Below are 16,097 nucleotides of genomic sequence, written 5' to 3'. Positions count from 1 at the left end.
GGCGCGGTTCAGATGGTGTCGGATCGGGTGGTGTCGGATCGGGTGGCGTCGGGCGAGGCGCCGTCGGGCGGGGTGGTGGTGCGCCGGGCGGCCTCGGGTCGGGCGCCGTCGAGGAGGTCCAGGGAGACGTCCCCGAGCTTGGCGGGGTCGGCGACGACGTCGATGCGGACGATCCGGTCGCCCGCGACGGTGAAGCCCGCGATGCCGGTGGGCGCGTCGGAGTCGCCCACCAGGCGCCCCGGCGAACCGTTGACCAGGACCGGACGCGACATCGGCAGGAAGACCCTGGCGTTGGCCAACATCTGCCGCGCGACCTTCTCCGCGCCGACCACGGCGGACGGGCCGGCACCGGCGGCGGGGCCCAGGTCGATCTCGAAGGAGACGTCCGGGTCGAGTGTGGCCAGGAGCGCGTCGAAGTCGCCCTCTCGGGCGGCGGACAGGAACGCGTCGACGATCCGGCGCTGCCGAGCGAGGTCGGCGTCCGGTTGGGGCGCCGACCGCACCCGTCGCCGGGCCCGGGTGGCCAACTGCCGGGCCGCCGCCGGGCTGCGCCCGACCACCCGGCCGATCTCGGGGAAGGTCATGCCGAAGACGTCGTGCAGTACGAAGGCGAGCCGTTCGGCCGGGTTCAGCGTCTCCAGGACGATGAGGAGGGCGAGTCCGATGGCGTCGGCCTCGACGGCCCGGCCCTCCGGGTCGTACGCGTCGGCGTCGGCGGGCCGCACGATCGGCTCCGGCAGCCACGTCCCCGGGTAGTCCTCCCGCCGCAGCCGCCGGGCGCGGAGCATGTCGAGGCAGATCCGCCCGACGACCGTGGTCAGCCACGCCCGGAGGTCGCGGATGTCCCGGTGCTCGTTGCGCGACACCCGCAGCCAGGTCTCCTGGATCGCGTCCTCGGCGTCCGTACGTGAGCCGAGCATGCCGTACGCCACCGTCCGCAGATGCGGGCGCACGGCCTCGAACCGATCGGCGAGCCACGCTTCGCGAGGGGTGGGGCCCGACGGTGGGGCCTGCTCGGGCCCGGGTTCGTTCTTCATGCAGATCAGACGAACACGCCGGCGAAAGTGTGACGAGCCCCGGGAATCCCGTCGAGCGCCCGGACGGGTGACACGCGCGTCGCCGCCGGTCGGGAGCTTCGGGCTCGTCGGCGTCGGTCGGCTCGGGCATCAGAACCCGATGGCTTCGCGCAGGAGCAGTACGGTGACCCGGCCGGGGTACGGCTCGGCGTGCATCACGAGCAGGCGGTTGATCGCGCTCGGGACACCGTAGACCTTGCGGGCACGTTCGTTCTCCAGCGGCAGGGCGTGCTCCTCGAGGCGGTGCATCGCGGTCGACAGGTCGGGTACGACCTTCTGGGCGCCGACGACCCAGATCGCTCGGCCGGCGCCGCCGGAGTAGGCGGGCAGTTGGCTGCCGCTGCCGGAGGCGACCACCACCGAGCCGGTTTCGGTGATCGCGACGACGCTGCCGACGACCACGTCCGGGGTGCTGGTGAGCCGTCGGATCCCGTCGCCCTCGGTGGCCCGGTCCATGGCCAGCACGCGAGGCCGGATCGCGTCGTACCGGCCGCCGGCGTTGAGGTCCTCGTCGATGCCCGACAGTCGCAGCGTCTCGCTGGCCCCGGTGAACACCGACGCGCCCTCGGGAATGAGCTCGCGCACGCGGCTGCGCGCGGCGGCCGCGTCGGCCAGGATCTCGACGGCGAACCCGTGCTCCCGCAGCGCCGCGGCCGCGCGCTCGAGTCGCGGCACGGGCGCGGGTTCGGCGAAATCCGCGATGGTGGTCGTGGTGGGGGTGCTCATGCTTCCTCCGGATCATGGGGTCTGGTCGGCGGGCGCCGTGAACGCGGCTGTGATGTACTCGCCGCCACTCCTTCGACCAGCCGGCCGCCCGGAATGTGAGGCGGCGCGACCGGGCCGCGGCCGGCCTGACGTTTCGGCGGCCTGTCCGGTCGAAGAGGTGTGATCGAACGGATGAGGGCGACGGACGGGGACGGGATGCGCGAGGGCGGCGTGGAGGCGGTCATGGCCGAGCGGCAGCGGCTGATCAACCTGGCCTATCGGCTGCTCGGCTCGCTCGCCGACGCGGAGGACGTGGTCCAGGAGACCTACGCCCGCTGGTACGCGCTGTCCGACGCGCAACGCGACGAGATCGAGGTCCCGGCGGCCTGGCTGACGAAGGTGGCGGGCCGGGTGTGTCTGACCCTGCTCGGTTCGGCGCGGGCCCGGCGGGAGACGTACGTGGGCGAATGGCTCCCCGAGCCGTTGCCCGAGCCGACCGAGTGGATCACCGGGGGAGCGGCCGGCGGCGGCATGGATCCGGCCGACCGGATCACCCTGGACGAGTCGGTCAGTATGGCCTTCCTCGTCGTGTTCGAGTCGATGACCCCGGCCGAGCGTGTGGCGTTCGTCCTGCACGACGTCTTCCGCTACCCGTTCGCGGAGGTCGCCACGATCGTCGGGCGTACCCCCGCGGCGTGCCGTCAGTTGGCCTCGTCGGCCCGGCGGCGCATCCGCGAGTCACGGGTCGAGGCGGAACCGAGCGCCGGCCACGCCGCGGTCGTCCGCGACTTCAAGGCGGCCTGGGACGCGAAGAACATCGGCGCGCTGATCGGCCTGCTCGACCCGAACGCCGTCTGGGTCGCGGACGGCGGCGGCAAGGCCCGCACCATCCTGGACCCGATCGTCGGCGGCGAGCAGATCGCCCACGCCTACCTGCAACTCGCCTCCGTGGCACCCGACTACACGCTGCTGGAGCGCACCGTCAACGGCCGGCCCGGCCTGGTGGTCCAGCAGAACGGCCACGCCGTGACCGTGTTCGCGTTCCACGTGGTCGGCGAGCGCATCAACCGCATCTGGACGGTCCGCAACCCGGACAAACTCCGCCCGTGGACAACCCGCTGAAGCGAGCGCACGACGGCACTCGGCGCGGCGCGCTGTCGTCCTAGCGCTCCAGCACCAACCGCTGGGCGGGGCGCACCGGTCGGCCGAAGTGCGCGCAACGCTCCTCGAAACCCGGAGGGAGCCAGGTGCCGCCGAGCAGCCGAGGGTGGGCCGGAAACGCCGCGAGGGCGGCCAGCGCGAACACCAGGGACGCCCACGGAGTGGCGAGGCGCACGCACATGTAGCCCTTGCCGTACATGTCGTGATAGCGCGCCTCGAAGACGCTCGGCTCGGGCAGGTCGATCTGGTCGAGACCGGTGAAGCCGAGGCTCAGCGGGTTGCGGGGATGCGCGAGGTACGCGGTCAGATGCGTGATGGTCAGTTCGCCGCCGCCGTCGTTCACCCAGCGCGGGACGGTGTCCTGCTGCGCACGCTTGCGGCGTGCCGCGTTGCCCAGGGCGTTCACGGCAAGCGCGCCCACCACGAACCCGGGCCTGCCGATCGCGGCCACCCCCGTGCTGCGGTAACTGCCGTTGCCCACGGCGCGCAGCCGGAACTGCTCTCCCGCCCCGGTCGCGAGCACCCGCTCTCCCGGCGCGATCCGGGCCGTACTCGCCACGAGCGGGCGGCGGTCCGCCTGGCCGGTGACGACATCGGCCACGATGTCGCAGGTGTACCAGAGGAATTCGTCGGTCTGCGTCCACCCGTCGGCCGGCTGGGAGTCCATCCGGTTGCTCACGCTCGTCCCCTCGCCCGGCGAGCCCCGTGCTGCGCCGCGATTCCGAGTCTAAGCGTGTCTGATATACCAGAGCTTGAACACACACCCCCACAAGTTCCTCGGCCCGTGCCCGACGACGTCGGAGCCGCCTTCGACCCGGCCGACCATGTGGACGACCTCCGAACCCCGTACGCGTGCCGTCGGCCACGTGTCGCCGCGTCCGCCGCCCCACCCCGGTTGTCCGGGGTGGGGTGGCGTGCGGGGGTGGTCAGGTGGTGGGGGTGCCGAACCAGTGGGACAGGTGGGTGTTCAGGCCGTGTTGGTCGTCGCCGATCCAGGCGATGTGGCCGTCGGGGCGGAGCAGGACGCATGGGGCGTCCAGTGCCGCGGTGGGGTCCGCGACGTGGTCGACCCGGTCCGACCAGCCGTCGACGGTCAGGCGTTCGGTGCGGTCCAGGAGCAGGCCGCGGCCGCGGCGCAGCAGGTCGTAGAGCCGGCCCTGCTTCAGGTCGATGTCGCGCATGCGGCGGCCGAGCAGGTCGGGGCCGTCGCCGAAGTCGTAGCGGATGTCGATCGCGGTGATCTTCTCGATGAGACGGCGGTTCACCTCGTCGATGTCCATCAGTTCGGTGAGGAGCCTGCGCACGGCCCGCGGGCCCGGGGCGGTGGAGTTCAGTTCGGTCTGGGCACGGGTGTTGTCCAGTACGTCGGCGGCGACCGGATGGCGTTCGGTCTGGTAGGTGTCCAGCAGTGTGTCCGGCGCCTCGCCGCGGATGTGCGCGGCCAGTTTCCAGCCGAGGTTGACGGCGTCCTGAACGCCCAGGTTGAGGCCCTGCCCGCCGGTGGGCGGATGGATGTGCGCCGCGTCGCCGGCCAGCAACACCCGCCCGACGCGGTAACGTTCGGCCTGCCGGGTGGCATCGCCGAAGCGGGACAACCAGCGCGGGGAGTGCACGCCGAAGTCGGTTCCGGCGACGGCTCGCAGCTGTCGTTTGAAATCATCGAGGGTGGGCGGTTCGGCGCGATCGGCGACGTCCGCGGCGGGGACCAGGACGCTGTACACACCTTCGCCGAAGGGCCTGAGCCGGAAGCGTTTGTCGGTGCGGCTGATCTCGCCCGCCCTGGCGGCGATCTCCTCCTGCGGCACACCCACTCGCATCTCGCCCATCAGCGTGTCGTTTCGCGAGGGCTCGCCGGGGAAGCCGACGCCGAGCACCTTGCGCACCGTGCTGCGCGCGCCGTCGCAGCCGACGAGATAGCGCGAGCGCAGCCGTTCGCCGTCGGCCAGTTCGACGGTCACACCCTCGTCGTCCTGCGCGAAACCGGCCACCGCGCAACCGCGTCGGACCTGCGCGCCCAGTCGGGTCGCGTGTTCTTCGAGCAGGCGCTCGACGACCGGCTGCGGGATGCCCAGCAGATAGGCGTGCGCGGAATCCAGGCCCCGGGGCGCGGGTTTGTCGATGGCGGCGAAGAAGCCGCCGGCCGGACGCCGCCGGCCGTGTTCGAGCAGACGATCCAGCAGCCCGCGCATGGCCATCAGTTCGAGACTGCGAATGTGCAGACCCACGATGCGGACGAACGATACGGGCTCGGTCTCCTTCTCCAGAACGAGGACCCGTACGTCGTGCAGCCGCAGTTCGGCGGCCAGCATGGCGCCGGTCGGCCCGCAGCCGGCGATGATCACGTCGAACACGAGGGCCGCGGGATCGGCGCCGTCGGCGCCCTCGGCGCGGAGTTCGGGGAAGACCTGTGGAGATTGCATGGGTATTGCCTTTCGGGAGTGCCTTGTCCGCGAGGCGCTCCCGGCGATGCCTACGTCAATCGCCGGCCGTGACCGCAAGGGGGAGCACCCATATCGCTACAGCGTTCATGGGTCTCACCTCCTCGGGCGGTGTCACGGTCGGGTGCAAGCTACAACCCCGAGCACCGCCCGTGCAATCGGTTTCCGGGCCACGCGATCACCACGTGGTGTGATGACGGCGGCGCCGCCGAGATCGACGCGCCGCCGTCCGGGTCACACGCGAGTACAGGCGTCGATGGCGTTCCGCTCCATGTCGCCGATCACGGCTCGCATCCCCGGCTGGTAGCCCGGCGCGATTGCCGGTGGAAGCAGCAACTCCCAGGGGGATTGCCGTTCGTCCAGCCCGGCCGGGGGATTCTGGGTCCTGGTCGCGGCCCGCCACGCGGCCAGGGTCGTCGGTCCGTTGGGGAAGAGCGACAGGTCGAACACGTAGTCCCCGTCGGCGAAGTGCAGCACCGGGGCGACGTGGTGGTTCCAGTTGTCGGGCGGGTGCAGGTTCCCGTTGGGGGCGACGATCCAGTACTTGGTCAGGTGCAGCCGGGCCAGGTTCGGGTGCGCGGCCTGGAACCACTCACAGATGGCGTGCGCGAGATACTCGCAGCCCTCGCCCGCGGCGATCTGGGGATTCAACCGTCGGGCGAGGTTCAGCGCGGTCCAGATGGCGCCCCGGGTGGTCGCGGGCGGTGCGGGTGTGGCGGGTAGGGTCAGCTGTCCCACCCGCGTCTGTACGACGGTGAGCAGATCGCCCGTCAGGGCGGCACGGGTGGTGAGCCAGCCGGCCACCGCCCGACAACCGGTGAGGCTGAGCAACCACGCGGCGTCGTCGACGTGTTCGAGCGCGGCCACCCGGAACTCCAGCGCGGGCCGGTCCTCGGTCTGCGCGTCGAAGTCGCCGATACGGGCCGTGAGCGCGGCGTTCGCCTGATCCAGATCCAGGGCGGCGATCTCGGGGTCGGTCAGCACCGGGAGTTGCGGCTCGTCGTCCTGCGGAGGCAGTTCCACGACGAGCGCCGGGGCCGCGGGGCCGCCTTGGTCGGCCTCCTGGCCCGCCGGCACCTCGGGGACGCCTTCGGCGTCGCCCTGGCCCTCGGGTTCGGGCTGCTCCTCGCCGTCCTCGTGGGTTTCGGGCTCGCCGTCCGTGTCCTCCCCGGACGGCTGATCGTCGTTGTCGGAGTCCTGCGCGGGCCCGTGCGGCCGTTTGGCGGCCGGGGTGGTGAGAGGTTCGTATTCGTCGCGCGGCTGATCCTCGTTCGGCTTGCGTTTCACACGTCCCCCCCGGGAGTGAATCGGTCGATGGCGGGAGCTTATGCCGCTTCACCGGAGGTTGTCCGTGAATCCGGTGAATCCGGTGAATCCGACCAAGTCCATTTCGCGGAAAGGGAGTTGGTCGCCTCTCCGGGCGCCGCGGATACCCGGACGCCCGGACGCCCGGACGCCCGGACGCCCGGACGCCCGGACGCCCGGACGCCCGGACGCCCGGACGCGCGGACGCCCTCGTCCGAGCGGCGCGTCCGCCGCGGCAACCGGTCCGGCGCCCCGCCGAGGTCACGTCGACGCGGTCGTGGTCGGCTCGTGTGCCGTGCTGCGGTACGCGCCGGGGGTGCCGCCCATGGTGCGGGTGAAGGTGTCGATGAAGGCGCTGGTCGTGGCCCAGCCGCAGCGCCGCGCCGTCTCGGTGACGGTGGTTCCCTCGGCCAGGTGGATCATCGCCCGGAAGACCCGGGTGTTGGTGCGCCACCGCGGGTAGGTCGTGCCGAACTCCGTATGGAACAGGCGGGTCAGGGTTCGTTCGCCGACGCCGACGTGGCGGCTCAGCCAGGCGATCGTGCGGGGACGGCTCAGGTCCTCCTCGACCACCCGGCACGCGTGCGCCAGGCGCGGGTCACGGGCCGTCGGCAGCGTCAGGGGTCGGACGTGGGCACGGCGCAGCCGGTCGTTCAGCACCGCTCGCAACCGCCCCGCCTCGGTCGGCGGCAGGTCCGGTTCGGTACAGGCGACGAAGAGCTCGCGGAGCAGACCGTCGACGGCCACCACCGTCGGCGAGTCGACCGGCAGCGGGGTGTCGTCCGACGCGAAGCCCAGGGTGTGTACGGAGCTGCGGCCGAAGACCCGGTGCTCGTGCCACGTGCCCGCCGGGATCCAGACGGCACGGTCGCGGCAGGCCACCCACGATCCCCGCCCGGTCCGGATGGCCAGTACCCCGGCGCTGACGTGGATCAGCTGATGGAAGGTGTGCCGGTGGCGGTCGATGACCTCGCCGCCGACGTGGTCGTGGACCGTCGAGGGCACGACCGACGGGTGCTGGCTGTTTTGCGACACAAGTAGGCAGATTAATGGAAGAAAGCCATCGCGGCCTCATGACAACGTGACGCCATGAGCACGACACCGGGGGATTCGCGTCGACCGCGGCATCGACCCCGTCCGGGGGCGGGGCCGCCCGCCGACCGGGCGACGACGTCGAGGCCACCCGCCCGCCGCCCCACGACGTCGGGGACGGGGGCCCGATGACGCCGACGCCCGCGCCGAAGGCATCCCGGGGCATCGGCGCCCGGATACGTCGCGCGGCGGTGGACACGCGTCCGTTCGCCGTGCCCGCCTATCGGCGGGTGCTGGTCGGCCAGGGGGCCTCGCTGGTCGGCACGATGGTCACCGAGGTCACCGTCCCGGTGCAGATCTACTCCATCACGCACTCGTCGTTCTACGTGGGCCTGGCCGGACTCTTCGGTTTCGTGCCCATCGTGGTGTTCGGCCTGTACGGCGGCGCCGTCGCCGACCGGGTCGATCGCCGTCGCCTGTGCCTGTGGTCGTCGCTGGTGACCTGGGCGGTGACGATCGCGCTGCTCGCCCAGACCCTCCTGCACGCCCGCTCGGAGTTCCTCCTGCTCGGCCTCGTCGCCGTCCAGGGGGCCGGCTTCGCCACGGCTTCCTCGGCGCGCGGCGCGATCATCCCCCGCATCGTGCCGCACGAGTTGATCCCCGCCGCCAACACCCTGAGCTTCACGGTGGGCAACATCGGACAGATCGCGGGACCGCTGGTCGCGGGCGTCCTGCTCACCCTGCCGCACGGGTTCGCCTACGCCTACGGCGCCGACGCCATCTTGTTCACGCTGTCCCTCTACTCGACGTGGAGACTTCCGCCGATCCCGCCGGCGGGGGCCGCGACGGGCACCGGGATCGGCGCCGTGTTCGAGGGCCTGCGCTTCATCGGGGGCAGTCCGGTGCTGCTGATGTCGTTCGCCGTGGACATCGCCGCCATGGTGCTGGCCATGCCGAACGCGTTGTTCCCGGAGGCCGCCGCCACCCGCTTCCACGGGGGGATCGGCGTCCTGTACTCGGCCGTCGCCATCGGCTCCCTGCTGGCCGGCCTGTGCAGCGGATGGATCGCGCGGGTACGCCGCCAGGGCGTCGCGCTCACCCTGGCGGTGGTGGCCTGGGCGAGCGCCATCACGCTGGCCGGTTTCACCCGCGCCCTCTGGCTTGCCGTCGCCCTCCTCGTCCTCGCCGGCGCCGCCGACCTGGTCAGCGCCGTCTACCGGCAGACGATCCTGCAGACGTGGGCCCCGGACGAGATGCGCGGACGCATGCAGGGTGTCTTCACCGTCGTCGTCGCCGGCGGCCCCCGACTCGGCGACCTGCGGGCCGGGGCCATGGCGTCGGCGACCACCCTCGGCATCGCGTGGTCAGGGAGCGCGATGTTGTGCGTCGTCCTGGTCATCGTCGGCGCCCTGGCCGTACGCCCGTTCCGGCAGTACGACGCCCACCACGACCCGACCCCCGGGAAGCGCCCCCCGCCGACCCCGGACCCGCCGACCACCCGCCCCCGCTCCCCGGCGGAACCGGCCCGGTAGCGCGCGACCTCGTGCCCGTGCGGATGCCCCGAAGGTGGCCGATCCCCGTACGGTGGGTATGGCGAGCCAGTACGGTCTGCGCATGGCGGACGAGCAGGTGTTCACGGTGGACGGCGCCCGGGCGATACCCGCGACGTCGGTGAGCTTCGCGGAGGCCGGCCTGCTCGAGCGGGGGCATCTGCAGGAGTGGATACTGGCCCACCCGCGGATCCTCGGAGGCGATCTCCTGGTCGTCGCCGGCGAGTTCGGCCGATGGCAGGCAGCGCCGGAGTGGCGAACCACGACCGGCTCGACGTGCTGGCGCTGGACCGTACCGGCCGCCTCGTCGTCGCGGAACTCAAGCGCGACAAGGCACCCGACACCGTCACCATGCAGGCGCTGAACTACGCGGCCATGGTCAGCAGGTTCACGGTGGACACCCTCACCGAGGCATATGTCGCCCACCGCAACGTCGCGGACTTCGGGCCCGACCAGGCTCTGGAGGAACTGCGGGAGTGGGCACCGGAGTTGGCGGACGAGACCCTCGGGCCGCCCGGCATCGTGCTCGTCGCGGGCGGCTTCGGCGCACAGGTCACCAACACCGCGATGTTCCTGTACGAGAACGGCCTCGACATTCGCCTGGTCCGGGTGCAGCTCTACCGGACCTCCGGGGCGGAAACGTTGCTCACGGTCTCGCAGGTGTTGCCGGTCCCCGACGCCGAGGAGTTCATGATCCGCCCGAGGTCGGCGCCGGCGACCCAGGCGGGAATCCGGGCCACGCAGAAGAAGAAGGCCGGCATCATCCCGCGACTCATCGCGAACGACGCGCTCGCGGACGGTGCCGAACTCACCCTGACCGTCCCCGAGAAGGTCGGCCAGGACCGCGACCGCATCAACGCCTGGCTCGACGCCGCCCCCGCACGACGCGGCGCGATCTGGCATCCCGAGCCCGGAAGTCCGATCGAGTGGCCCGTCGGCGGCACCGCCTACCACCCGAACGACCTGGTCACGCTGGTCATCCGGGAGGCCACCGGCGCCGAGCCCCGGGCGGGCGTCTGGGGCGTCGGTTGGCTGCGCGACGTGAACGGCGTCCCCCTGCACAAGCTCGCCGACACGTTGCCGGACCACCCCTGAACCCTCCGGGCCACGGCGGCGGGGTTCAGGGTACGAGGCCCGCCGTGGGGCCGTCGTGCCGGGCGCTGGAGCGCCAGTCGGCGACGCGGACCAGTGACTCGAGGTACGCGAGCCGGAACGGTCCCAGGTCGTCGCGGTCGCGCAGCGCCAGGGCCCGCGGCGTCCACGAACCGTCCGGGCGGAACACCTCGGTGTCGAGCGACTGCCCGGGGAAGCGGTCGCCCGTGGACACGGCGACCGGCGGCGTGCGATCACCGTCGCGGACGCCGAGCAGGGTCAGCGCGTCCTCGTCGGCCTCCGGGCGCACCGACACCCGTACCCGACCGTGGTGCGCCGCGACCAGGTAGGTCACCAACTCCGGGTCGACCCCGTGGGTATGCCACTGCTCGCCGTTCAACAGCAGGAGCGCGCTGACCAGTTCGTGCCGGAAGTACGCCCGCGTGGAGACCCCGGTGTTCCACGGCGCCTTGGACTTGGCCAGCAGGTGGTCCGGCGGCTCGCCGCCACCGCCGCCGCGCAGCATGGCCTGGAACACGTCGTGGCACTTGCCGAGATCGTGGAACCTGGCGGCGTGGGCCACGGCTTCCCGCTGCTCCTCGGTCAGTCCGGGAAGGGCGGACGTGATCGCACGCGCCTCCTCCTCGGTCTCCAGCAGGTGCCGGTCGAGACTCACCCACGCGACACACGCGATCGCGGGAGGCGTGCGTCCGGTGAACAGCGAGGACACCGGTATGCCGCTCTCGGGTGCCCAGCCCACGTCGGGGAGGTACCCCCCGCGTGCCGCGTCGAGCAGCACGGAAGTTCCGGCGCGGAGGTCGTCGGCCACGGCGTGTCGCCACCGGCCGTCGACGGGATCCCGCAGCCATACGCCGCGGTCGTCCAGCATCTCCCGGACGTCGGCGAGCGGCGCCTCGCACTGCTCGGCGCGCGCGGCCTGCGGCTCGTCCTCCGCGGGTTCCCCCGACTCCCAGGCCCGCCACGCGACCAGGACCGTGCGCTCGTCGTCGGCGCAGATCCACGGACTCGCGTCGGCCGGTACCGCGCCGTGCGCGTTGTCGAACATCGCCAACACATCGTGCTCGCCCAGGACTCGGGAGGGCGCCGTGCCGTGGTCGACACGTGCGCGGAACAGGTCGAGGGTCGTGACCGCCTCGCCCTCGTGCGCGTTCAGCCAGGCCGCGACACCCTCGTCCGTCCCCGGTCCGTCCGGTGGCACACACCACAACAGGTCGCCACCGTCGGGGTGTTCGCCGTGACGGTTGCAGCGACCGGCGCGTTGCACGAGCGCGCTCCACGGGGCGAGTTCGGTCAGGAGCGTACGGCTGGACACGTCGGATCCGACGTCCGGTGCCCGCGTCGTGACCAGGATCCGGTCCCGGCCGGGCTCCTCCGCTTCCGCCGCGCGATCCCGGCGGTCGGCGGAACGCGCGTACGGATGCACCAGCACGATCTCCCGGCCCGGATGGGCCGCACGCAGCGCACCGTGGACCTCGCGCGCCCGTCGCGCGGAGCCGAGCACGGCGATGGTCTGGGTGCCGGGCAGGTGCGCCGAGCCCAGCGCGGCGACGAGGTCGTCGACGTACCGTGTCGGGTCCGGGTCCAACCGCCTGACGCGGCGAACCGCCGCGAGCGGGGTGCCCGTCGCCAGGTCGTCGCCGTCGGGCGCGTCCGCGTCCCACGTCGACGACATCCACGTGCTGCCGGTCGGCGCCGTCGCGCCGAACGATTCGCGCAGCGACTGCAGGCGCGTACTCGTCGGCAACCCCGGCCCCAACAGGTGCATTTCGTCGAACACCCAGTGGGTGTCGGTGTTGAGCAGTCCGAACGAGACGGGCGCCATCGCCCGCGCGTCGGCGAACCCGCGCATCAACGCCCGGCTCAGCAGCCCGTCGTGCGTTCCCACCAGGATCGCGGTCCGCTCGGGAAACCGCCGCCACGTGCCGTTCTGCGACTCCGGACCGGCGAGCAGGTGCAGATCCACGTCGTCCGCGCACCCGAGGCGGCGCAGCCACTCGGCGACGCGCGCGTGAGTCGGTTCCGCGAGGCTGCCCTGCGGCAACACGTACACCAGCCGCCGCGGCGTCACCTCGACCGCGGACACCAACCGCCGGTACAGCCACGCCAATACGGCGGCCGCGCTCTTCCCGCCCCCCGACGGAACCCGAACGAGCCGCGGCAGCCCACTCTCGGCGAACCGGGTCTGATACGCATAGGGCCGATGGCCGGTCGCGGTGTGGAAGAACTCTCCGAATCCGTGCGACATTCACGATCCCCTCGTCCGCCGGACTCCCGACTCTAGACGAGGCGTCGGACGGGCCGGCCGAGGATGCGGCGGCCGGACGTGGACCGCGCCGGCCGACGACTTGCCGGCGCGGCCTGCCTATGAAGTCGCCCGGGGAAGTCCGTACTCGGCCAACCACCGGAGCAGTTCCCGGCGGGAGGTCTCGACCAGGCGCCCTCCGGTGAAGCGGGAGTCGTCGGTCACCTCCGCCACGCACTCCGGGGGAGGCACGAACGACCGGGCCTCCTCGTCGTCGGTGAATTCGGCTTCCGCGAGGACCAGGCCCCGCAGAGGGCCGTCGAAGACGTCGACGCCCAAGGGCGGGAGGCCGAATCGTGTCTCGGACAACACCCTGGCCGGCAGCGAGGCGAGCAGGTCGTACTCGGCCGACGACAGACAGGTGTTGGTGATCAGCCCCTGCACCGCGCCCGGCCGAACGACCGGCACCTTCTGGGTGAGCTTGAACTCGCGGCCGCCGTCCGGCCATTCGACACGTCGCAGCCGCAGGCGCGTGCCCACGAGATATCGGTCGTCGATGGTCCGGGTGTCCGTCACCGCCGACGGTGCCGGCGGTACGGCCAGGAGGAAGCGCCGCTCCCGTTCGACGTGCGCGTACTTTCCCGGATCGCCCCACCGACCTCGAATCCCACCGGCTCCGCCTGTCATGGGGACAGCATGCCTGCCGGTCACGACACGACGGGCCCGGCGACCACCGAACCGCGGACGGCCGGCCCGTCTCCGGGCCCGCTCCGATGCGGAACGGGCCCGGCTACAGGCCGTACTCGATGGCGGTGGCGGCGACCGCGTGGGTCGATCCGTGCTCGACCGTCGTCGCCCCCGGGGCGGCGGCGAAGGCCACACCCGCGACGAAGGCGAGGATGGCACACGCGACCCATCGACGAGGATTCATGACCGTCCTTCCGTTTCCAGCGGCACAATCGCGTCGCGACCGGTTCCTCCCGGCCGTGCCACTCCAGGGTGAGCCCGCTCGGGTGGATGGTGCAATCCCGCCTCGGTCAAGCCCGACAAACCGACGGTTGCCGACACTTCCCCGCAGCCACGTCCCCGACTCGCCCGCCGGTCGGTGCCCGCCCGGGCCGCCGATGTGCGGCGTCCCGACGCAGCTCTCGGCCGGGCTGGGCAGCGCTTCGAGACAGGTGCTCGCACGACGGTTCGAGGTCACGCGAACCGGACCGTCCTTTGACAGCGGCGCGGAGCGGCCACGGACGGGGTTCGTTCCTCGCTCGCCGGTGCGTTCAACTCATCAACCCGCCTTCATAGGCGGCGATCACCAGTTGGGCCCGATCGCGCGCGTCGAGCTTCAGCAGCAACCGGCTGACGTGGGTCTTGGTCGTGGACAACGACAGGTGCAGCCGCTCGGCGATCTCGGCGTTGGACCGGCCGCGCGCCACCTCGTGCAACACCTCGCGCTCCCGATCGGTGATGCCGCCGAGCAGCGCCGGAGCACGCACCGCGGCGAGCGGGCGCTGCGCGAACTCCTCGATCAGGCGCCGGGTGACGCCGGGCGAGAGCAGGCCGTCCCCGGCCGCGACCACCCGGATCGCGGCGAGCAGGTCGGCGGGCGGGGTGTCCTTGAGCAGGAAACCGCTGGCCCCGGCGCGCAGTGCGGCGAACACGTACTCGTCCAGGTCGAATGTGGTCAGCACCAGCACCCGCGTGGTCGGCGGTTGCGGGCCTTCGGCGAGCACCTGCCGGGTCGCCTCGATGCCGTCCAGCTCCGGCATCTGAATGTCCATCAGGACCACGTCCGGTCGTTCGCGCCGGATCAACTCGACGGCCTGCGCCCCGTTCGCGGCCTCGCCCACCACGGTCAGATCGGGGTCGGACTCGACCAGGACCCGAAAGCCCGCCCGGACCAGCGCCTGGTCGTCGGCGACCAACACCCGGATGTTCATCCGCCCGCCCCCAGCGGCAGCCGGGCGACCACCCGGAATCCGCCCCGGATGCCCGGGCCGGCCTGGAACTCGCCGTCGTAGAGCGCGACCCGCTCGCGCATGCCCACCAGGCCGTGGCCCACGGCCGGGCCCGGCAGGTCGGCGATCGGGCCGACACCCTCGTCGGTGATCTCGATCCGCACGTCGTCGGCGCCGTAGTGGATGCGCACGTCGCCGCACTCGGTCCCGGCATGCTTGACCACATTGGTCAGGGCCTCCTGGATGATCCGGTACGCGGCGCGGTCCATCCCGGCGGGCAACTCGCGCGGGGTGCCCTCGACTCGGACCGCGACCCGCAGGCCGGCCCGGCCGGTCTTCTCCACCAGACCCGGCACATCGGCGAGACCGGGCGCGGCGTGGAAGCCCGCCCGGTCGTCGGCCGGCGCCTTCTCCTCGCGCAACACACCGAGCAGCGCCCGCAGTTCGCGCAGTGCCGAGCGGCTGGTGGTCTCGATCGCGGCGAGCGCCTTGGCCGCCTCGTCCGGTCGGGTGCCGCTCACGTGGTGGCCGACGCCGGCCTGCACCGCGATCACGCTCATGCTGTGCGCGACCACGTCGTGCATCTCCCGGGCGATCCGCAGCCGCTCCTCGATCAGCGTGCGGCGTGCCTGCTCCGCCTGTGCCCGGGCCCGGCGTTCGGCCTGCTCGCGCAGGCCCGCGTTGTACGCCCGTTGTTTGCCCACGGTCACCCCGATCACCCAGAAGGCCAGCAGCGGCCCGATCTCCGCCGGTAGCCAGCCGGTCAGGTAGGACCAGGTCGACTCCTCGGACCCGGCCAGGCGCGGGGCGATGCCCACCATCAGCGCCGCCGTGCCCACCAGCACGCCCGACCGCCGCGCTGGTTGGGTCAGGCCCACCGTGTAGATCACGAAGATCAGCGGGATCAGCGGCGACTTCGCGTAACCGTGCGTGGCCATGGTCGCGTATCCCACGCAGCAGAGCCCGAAGGCCGGCAGCGGAGCCGGTCGGCGCACCAACACGGCCGCGGCCAGCGCGATCACGACCGGGACGAACAGGGCCGGCGGCAGGCCGCGCTCGTCCAGGCGCCGCGGGTCCGGGCAGACCATGACCGTCACGAAGACGGCGGCGATCGCGTCCAGCGCGACCAGGTGACGCAGGGTCAGGCGCTGGGTGAGGGGCGGTCGGCTGTGTTCCACGGACAGACGGTAGTTCGTCCCCGCTCGACCGCGCGTCCCCCCGGGGAGGGGCCTCCCGGCATCGGTCGCACGACCGATGCCGCAGGCGGACCCGGACCGGGCGACCCGGTCCCGCCCGGGGGTCGCGGGCCGGACGCGGGCGAACGGGTGGCGGCGGGAGCGTTGCGGCACCGGGACCGCGTCGACGCGGTCCGCTTCGAGTGAGGACGATCATGAAACACCGCACACCGCCGCCCGCCCCGGGCGCACCGGGGCACACCACCCGAGCCGACCGCGTGGGCCCGGGCCCGGTCGAATCGGCCGCGCGGGCCCGTCGGTTCCGGATCGGGCGAGGGTAAGCGC

Annotated in this window: 14 protein-coding genes; 3 read left to right on the top strand and 11 right to left on the bottom strand. The window is 72.4% G+C overall.

Features of this window, described 5'->3' with window-relative positions; translation table 11 throughout:
• Positions 1-8: 8 nt before the first annotated feature.
• Both sigJ (EMA17_RS48065) and EMA17_RS48060 read right to left on the bottom strand, forming a co-directional pair.
• Positions 9-1,037 (bottom strand): RNA polymerase sigma factor SigJ, encoded by a 1,029-nt coding sequence (gene sigJ, locus EMA17_RS48065; RefSeq protein WP_126643557.1) that lies wholly within the window; start codon positions 1,035-1,037, stop codon positions 9-11.
• A gap of 129 nt (positions 1,038-1,166) precedes the next feature.
• Positions 1,167-1,802 carry an LUD domain-containing protein gene (locus tag EMA17_RS48060; RefSeq protein WP_126643556.1) on the bottom strand — a complete coding sequence of 212 codons (636 nt, stop codon included), beginning with the start codon at positions 1,800-1,802 and terminating at the stop codon, positions 1,167-1,169.
• Between the two features lie 171 nt (positions 1,803-1,973).
• On the opposite strand from EMA17_RS48060, the gene sigJ (EMA17_RS48055) reads away from it, so the two are divergent.
• Positions 1,974-2,903, top strand: coding sequence for an RNA polymerase sigma factor SigJ (gene sigJ, locus EMA17_RS48055; protein WP_126643555.1), 930 nt, complete (start codon positions 1,974-1,976; stop codon positions 2,901-2,903).
• A 40-nt stretch (positions 2,904-2,943) separates the two neighbouring features.
• Here sigJ (EMA17_RS48055) and EMA17_RS48050 read toward each other — a convergent pair whose 3' ends face one another.
• From EMA17_RS48050 to EMA17_RS48035, 4 genes are all read right to left on the bottom strand, one after another.
• Complete coding sequence (locus tag EMA17_RS48050; RefSeq protein ID WP_126643554.1) at positions 2,944-3,621, bottom strand: hypothetical protein; 678 nt, start codon at positions 3,619-3,621, stop codon at positions 2,944-2,946.
• 247 nt (positions 3,622-3,868) lie between these two features.
• A complete protein-coding gene (rox, locus tag EMA17_RS48045; RefSeq protein ID WP_126643553.1) occupies positions 3,869-5,362 on the bottom strand; it encodes a rifampin monooxygenase in 1,494 nt (497 codons plus the stop codon).
• 252 nt (positions 5,363-5,614) lie between these two features.
• On the bottom strand, positions 5,615-6,667 hold the full coding sequence (locus EMA17_RS48040) for a protein-glutamine glutaminase family protein (RefSeq protein WP_126643552.1): 1,053 nt from the start codon (positions 6,665-6,667) through the stop codon (positions 5,615-5,617).
• A 279-nt stretch (positions 6,668-6,946) separates the two neighbouring features.
• Positions 6,947-7,690 (bottom strand): AraC family transcriptional regulator, encoded by a 744-nt coding sequence (locus EMA17_RS48035; RefSeq protein ID WP_246127372.1) that lies wholly within the window; start codon positions 7,688-7,690, stop codon positions 6,947-6,949.
• A gap of 215 nt (positions 7,691-7,905) precedes the next feature.
• Between EMA17_RS48035 and EMA17_RS48030 the strand changes: the two genes are divergently transcribed.
• The gene (locus EMA17_RS48030) at positions 7,906-9,249 is read left to right on the top strand and encodes an MFS transporter (protein WP_126643550.1); all 1,344 of its coding nucleotides are present in this window, start codon (positions 7,906-7,908) and stop codon (positions 9,247-9,249) included.
• 252 nt (positions 9,250-9,501) lie between these two features.
• Positions 9,502-10,362 (top strand): PDDEXK family nuclease, encoded by an 861-nt coding sequence (locus EMA17_RS48025; protein ID WP_126643549.1) that lies wholly within the window; start codon positions 9,502-9,504, stop codon positions 10,360-10,362.
• 25 nt (positions 10,363-10,387) lie between these two features.
• Here EMA17_RS48025 and EMA17_RS48020 read toward each other — a convergent pair whose 3' ends face one another.
• From EMA17_RS48020 to EMA17_RS48005, 5 genes are all read right to left on the bottom strand, one after another.
• Positions 10,388-12,625 (bottom strand): CRISPR-associated endonuclease Cas3'', encoded by a 2,238-nt coding sequence (locus tag EMA17_RS48020; protein WP_126643548.1) that lies wholly within the window; start codon positions 12,623-12,625, stop codon positions 10,388-10,390.
• 117 nt (positions 12,626-12,742) lie between these two features.
• Positions 12,743-13,309 carry a CYTH domain-containing protein gene (locus EMA17_RS48015; protein WP_126643547.1) on the bottom strand — a complete coding sequence of 189 codons (567 nt, stop codon included), beginning with the start codon at positions 13,307-13,309 and terminating at the stop codon, positions 12,743-12,745.
• 103 nt (positions 13,310-13,412) lie between these two features.
• Positions 13,413-13,553 (bottom strand): hypothetical protein, encoded by a 141-nt coding sequence (locus EMA17_RS52375; protein ID WP_160161838.1) that lies wholly within the window; start codon positions 13,551-13,553, stop codon positions 13,413-13,415.
• Between the two features lie 346 nt (positions 13,554-13,899).
• On the bottom strand, positions 13,900-14,559 hold the full coding sequence (locus tag EMA17_RS48010) for a response regulator transcription factor (protein ID WP_126643546.1): 660 nt from the start codon (positions 14,557-14,559) through the stop codon (positions 13,900-13,902).
• Positions 14,556-15,755 (bottom strand): sensor histidine kinase, encoded by a 1,200-nt coding sequence (locus tag EMA17_RS48005; RefSeq protein WP_126643545.1) that lies wholly within the window; start codon positions 15,753-15,755, stop codon positions 14,556-14,558. Before EMA17_RS48005 ends, EMA17_RS48010 begins: the two co-directional genes overlap by 4 nt.
• Between the last annotated feature and the right edge of the window lie 342 nt (positions 15,756-16,097).

The sequence above is a fragment of the Embleya hyalina genome (genome assembly GCF_003967355.1).
Lineage (GTDB): Bacteria > Actinomycetota > Actinomycetes > Streptomycetales > Streptomycetaceae > Embleya > Embleya hyalina.
The sequence above is the reverse complement of the archived record's forward strand: the minus strand, read 5'-3'. Positions and strand labels throughout refer to the sequence as shown.

What these genes read in the sequence shown, in the direction of transcription:
- sigJ (WP_126643557.1), bottom strand. Translation starts at nt 1,037, where the DNA reads ATGAAGAACGAACCCGGGCCCGAGCAGGCCCCACCGTCGGGCCCCACC.
- EMA17_RS48060 (WP_126643556.1), bottom strand. Translation starts at nt 1,802, where the DNA reads ATGAGCACCCCCACCACGACCACCATCGCGGATTTCGCCGAACCCGCG.
- sigJ (WP_126643555.1), top strand. Translation starts at nt 1,974, where the DNA reads ATGAGGGCGACGGACGGGGACGGGATGCGCGAGGGCGGCGTGGAGGCG.
- rox (WP_126643553.1), bottom strand. Translation starts at nt 5,362, where the DNA reads ATGCAATCTCCACAGGTCTTCCCCGAACTCCGCGCCGAGGGCGCCGAC.
- EMA17_RS48030 (WP_126643550.1), top strand. Translation starts at nt 7,906, where the DNA reads ATGACGCCGACGCCCGCGCCGAAGGCATCCCGGGGCATCGGCGCCCGG.
- EMA17_RS48025 (WP_126643549.1), top strand. Translation starts at nt 9,502, where the DNA reads ATGGCAGGCAGCGCCGGAGTGGCGAACCACGACCGGCTCGACGTGCTG.
- EMA17_RS48020 (WP_126643548.1), bottom strand. Translation starts at nt 12,625, where the DNA reads ATGTCGCACGGATTCGGAGAGTTCTTCCACACCGCGACCGGCCATCGG.
- EMA17_RS48015 (WP_126643547.1), bottom strand. Translation starts at nt 13,309, where the DNA reads ATGACAGGCGGAGCCGGTGGGATTCGAGGTCGGTGGGGCGATCCGGGA.
- EMA17_RS52375 (WP_160161838.1), bottom strand. Translation starts at nt 13,553, where the DNA reads ATGAATCCTCGTCGATGGGTCGCGTGTGCCATCCTCGCCTTCGTCGCG.
- EMA17_RS48010 (WP_126643546.1), bottom strand. Translation starts at nt 14,559, where the DNA reads ATGAACATCCGGGTGTTGGTCGCCGACGACCAGGCGCTGGTCCGGGCG.